The sequence below is a fragment of the uncultured Adlercreutzia sp. genome (assembly GCA_910585575.1).
Lineage (GTDB): Bacteria > Actinomycetota > Coriobacteriia > Coriobacteriales > Eggerthellaceae > Adlercreutzia.
This window is the reverse complement of sequence record CAJUFS010000079.1, coordinates 7,096-11,165: the sequence shown is the minus strand read 5'-3', so window position 1 is coordinate 11,165 and position 4,070 is coordinate 7,096. Positions and strand designations below refer to the sequence as shown.

General features: G+C 61.5%; 4 protein-coding genes. 3 read left to right on the top strand and 1 reads right to left on the bottom strand.

All coding sequences use genetic code 11. The annotated features are described in order from the left end of the window. The 3 genes from QZ307_RS09585 to nrfD form a co-directional block, all read left to right on the top strand. Positions 1–1,238, top strand: a 1,238-nt coding sequence (locus QZ307_RS09585; RefSeq protein WP_295999246.1) for a molybdopterin dinucleotide binding domain-containing protein, incomplete at its 5' end; no start/stop codon positions are given. Positions 1,239–1,240: 2 nt separating this feature from the next. After that, entirely contained in the window at positions 1,241–1,858 is a 618-nt protein-coding gene (locus tag QZ307_RS09580) for a 4Fe-4S dicluster domain-containing protein (RefSeq protein ID WP_295999243.1), read from the top strand. A 13-nt stretch (positions 1,859–1,871) separates the two neighbouring features. Further along, positions 1,872–3,032 (top strand): NrfD/PsrC family molybdoenzyme membrane anchor subunit, encoded by a 1,161-nt coding sequence (gene nrfD, locus QZ307_RS09575; protein ID WP_295999239.1) that lies wholly within the window; start codon positions 1,872–1,874, stop codon positions 3,030–3,032. A gap of 81 nt (positions 3,033–3,113) precedes the next feature. On the opposite strand, the gene QZ307_RS09570 is transcribed toward nrfD, so the two are convergent. After that, positions 3,114–4,070 (bottom strand): AEC family transporter (locus QZ307_RS09570; RefSeq protein WP_366778998.1); only part of this gene is annotated, 957 nt, incomplete at its 5' end.

Here is a 4,070-nt window from a genome sequence, read left to right as displayed (position 1 = left end):
CCGTGGCCCAGGTGGCTACCGAGTACGCCGCCGGCCCTTCCATCATCGACAACGGGGTGGGTGGCGTTGATAAGTTCGGCAACAACGACGTGGCCGGCCACTGCTACACGCTCATCGCGTCCATCACGGGCAACTACGGCAAGCGCGGCACAGGCTGTGGCATCTACGGCTATCACGTGACGCCCTACGAGGCCATGCTCGGCGGCTGGCAGCTGCCCGAGGGAATGGAGCCCGCTCCCAGCCCGCAGGGCTTCTACGACATGGTGAAGACCGACAAGGTGCACGCCGCCATGTTCTTCGGCGATATTCCCACCCAGAAGGCTGCCAACTGGAACAAGACGCTGGAGTGGATCGACTCGCTCGACTTCGTGTGCCTGGCCGACATCTACCACAGCTCGGTGACCGACTTCGTGGACATGGTGCTCCCTGTGTGCAGCAAGTTCGAGTGCGCCGACGAGGTGGGCGGCGTGAAGTGCGCCAACGCCCACATTTTGGCGAATCTGAAGGTGCTCGACCCGCTGTTTGAGAGCAAGTCAGACTTCTACATCGAGAAGGGCATCGCCGAGGCCATGGGCTACGGCGACTTATTCCCGGCCGATGGCGTGGAATACGCGAATGCCATCCTGACCACCGACGACCCTCAGGTGGCCGGCTTCACCCTGGAGACCCTGAAGGCCAACAACGGCGCTCAGCGTCTCATCGGCTCCGAGGATCTGAATGCGCCCGAAGTGGGATTTGTGTACGGTACCGCCTCTGGCCGTCAGGAGCCCTACTACGAGGTGCTGCTCGACTTCGGCCAGGCCTTCCCCGCGTGGGAGCAGCCGAACGAGGCCTACCCGGAGAACCCGCTGCGCGAGAAGTACCCGCTGCAGTTCAACCAGGCCCGCTCTCGCTTCCGCGTTCACTCTGCCTACTCGGGCGCTCGGTGGATCCAGGAAGTGGCCGAGCCCCACATCGAGCTGAACCCCGCGGATGCGGCCGCCCGCGGCCTGGAAGACGGCGACAAGGTGGAGGTGTTCAACGACCGCGGAAGCTTCCGCACGAAGCTGCGCCTGAACGAGGCCGTGCGTCCCGAGAGCGCCTTCATGGTGGAAAGTACCTTCCGTCAGTACCTAGACGGGACCATTATGCAAAGCGTGTCCAACGACAACCTGAACGAACGCGGTTACGCGCTGCCCTTCGGCCCCATGATTCCCTACAACGACACGCTCATCGAGATCAAGAAGGTTGGTGAGTAACCATGACGAAGCTTGCGATCGGAATCAACCTGAAGCGTTGCATCGGGTGCAACACCTGCGCCCTGGCTTGCAAGATGCAGAACAACGTGCCTGACGGCATGCTGTGGAACCGTGTGCTTACGGAGGGCTGCGAGATGTTCGATGGCGCCGAGGGCACCTACCCGAACCTGTCCCGAACCTATCTGCCCCTTGCCTGCCAGCACTGCGAGAACGCCGCCTGCGAGCGTGTGTGCCCGACGGGCGCCACCTACAAGGACGCCTTGGGACGCGTAGAGATCGACTACGACAAGTGCATCGGCTGCCGCATGTGCATGGCCGCCTGCCCCTACAACGCCCGTACGTTCAACTGGAGCGACCCCGTGCGCTCGACGGGTGCCGGCTACGGCGACGCCCGCGTACCCGAGCGCACGCGCGGCGTGATGGAGAAGTGCACCCTGTGCAAGGAGCGCACCGACGACGGCGACGAGCCCCTGTGCGTGCGCTGCTGTCCCGGCGATGCGCGCATCTTCGGAGATTTGGACGACCCGGACTCCGCGGTGTCGCAGCTGCGCCGCCGCCAGGACGCCGAAGTGCTGCTGGAAGAGAAGGGCACGCGCCCGCAAGTTTTCTACGTTCGCTAGGAGGGGGAACTCAATGGCTTCCGTTATGAAAAACCCGCTGGTAGTGGCAACGGGCGCGCTGGCCCTCGTGGGCATCGGCGTGTATGTGTACCAACTGATGTTCGGCTTGGGCATTACGGGCATGAACAACTCCACCAGCTGGGGTCTGTACCTCACCTGCTTCATGTTCTTCGTGGGCCTGTCCGCTGGTGGTCTCATTGTGGCTTCGTCCGCGTCCATTTTCGACATCAGGAAGTACAAGGCCGTGGCGCTGCCCGCTGTTATCTGCTCGCTGGTGTGCATTTGCTGCGCTGGTATTTGCGTGCTGGTGGATTTGGGTGGCATCCAGCGCGTGTGGCGCATGTTCACGGGGCTGAACTTCATGTCGCCTCTAGCTTGGGATATGATTGTCATCACCTGCTATCTGGTTATCAACATGGTGTACCTGTACTTCATGTGCTCCAAGAAGGCCGACCCGGCCAAAGTTGCCGTGGTGTCGCGCTTCGCGCTGCCGGTGGCCATTCTGGTGCACTCCGTAACCGCTTGGATCTTCGGCCTGGAGATTGCCCGGGAGGCGTGGAATACGGCCATTCTGGCACCCATCTTCGTGGCGTCGGCGCTTGACTCCGGCCTAGCGCTGCTCATCCTGTCGCTGTTCGCTCTGAAGGCCAAGGGTGTGTTCGACACTTCGAAGGAGCTGTTCACCAGCTTGGCGGGCCTCCTGTGCACCTGCATTGCCGTGGACGCCTACTTCATCGGCTGCGAGATTCTTACCACGGCCTACAACGGCACCGAGGGCGGCATGGCGGTTATTAACACGTTGCTGTTCGGCGGTACGGCCCCGTTCTTCTGGTTTGAGGTCATCTTCGGCCTGATCGCGCCCTTTTGCCTGCTGGTGTTCGCGAAGAACCGCCAGAACATGAAGGTAGTGGGCGCGGCCTCCGCCCTAGTGGTGGCAGGTGTGTTCTGCAAGCGCTGCTGGCTCATGTTCACCGGTTTCGCCACGCCGAACATCATCGGTGGCAACGGCATCACGCTGGGTACCGTCGCCGCCCAGCAGGGCGGCATGGCCGACATGTGGTCCGTCATGGGCGTGTACGCCCCGACGGTGCCCGAGGTGGTCATCACCGTAGGTATATTCGCTCTGGGTATTTGTGCCTTCACGGTGCTGTGCCATAAGCTGTTGAAGCGTTAGGCCTACCTAAGAACATTCCGTCTCTCGTGCGGGAAGGCCGTCCTCTTCGGGCGGTCTTCCCGCATTTTCGACGTCCGACCGCTATAACACGGTCGTGACAAACGAGGCCAGAAGCGGAATGCTCGCTAGGGCCAGTACGGTGGTGACGAAAGTGCCTTGGGCCATTACCCGGCTGTTGCCGCCGTACTGGTAGCAGAGCATGGTGCCGTTGGTGGCCACGGGCATGCCGGTGAGCATGATGGTAACGGCAAGCATGAGGCCGCTGGGAACGAAGGGGCTGAAAACGGCCCAGATCAAGACGGGCATAACCATCAAGCGGAAAAGCGAGCAAATCCAAAGACGCGGGCTGCCCAGCAGCTCGCGCGCTGGCATATTCGCCAAAGAAGATCCGATAATAAGCAGGGCTGCTGGGGTGGTGATGGATCCCAGGGTGTTCAGCGCGTCGCCGAGGATGGGCGCATGGTGGATGCCCAAAAGCGTCAGCACGATGGCAACCAGGCATGAGATCATGACGGGCGTGACGAAGGTACGCCACGTAGTTTGCACTTTGACGCCGTCGGTGTCCTGGGTAAGAAACCAGGCGCCCACGGTGAACACAAAAAGGTTGAAGGGCAGATTGAACACGGCCGCATAGACCAGCGCGTCGGGCCCGAACACCGCGGTGAGCACGGGGTATCCGATGAAGCCCACGTTGCCGAAGCACAGCATGAATCGGTACACGCCGCGATGTCCGTCGGGAATACGCAGCAGCAGCGTGAATCCGTAGGCCACCACGAACATAATGAGCATGCTGGCAAACGAAAGCCCCAGACACTCCCACACCTCTTGAGCCGAAGGAAGCTGCGTGGCCGTAAGCACCGAGCCCAAGATCATGCCGGGCAGGGCGATGTTGATGACCAGCTTCGACAGCATGCGATCGAACTCATTGTTCATGAAGTGCAGCTTCTTCGCCCCGTAGCCCACGGCCACGATGGCGAAGAGCGTCACAATTTCCTGGAATATGCCAAGCATGCTTTCGGGCACCGGCAGGGTCCTTTC

What these genes read in the sequence shown, in the direction of transcription:
- QZ307_RS09580 (WP_295999243.1), top strand. Translation starts at nt 1,241, where the DNA reads ATGACGAAGCTTGCGATCGGAATCAACCTGAAGCGTTGCATCGGGTGC.
- nrfD (WP_295999239.1), top strand. Translation starts at nt 1,872, where the DNA reads ATGGCTTCCGTTATGAAAAACCCGCTGGTAGTGGCAACGGGCGCGCTG.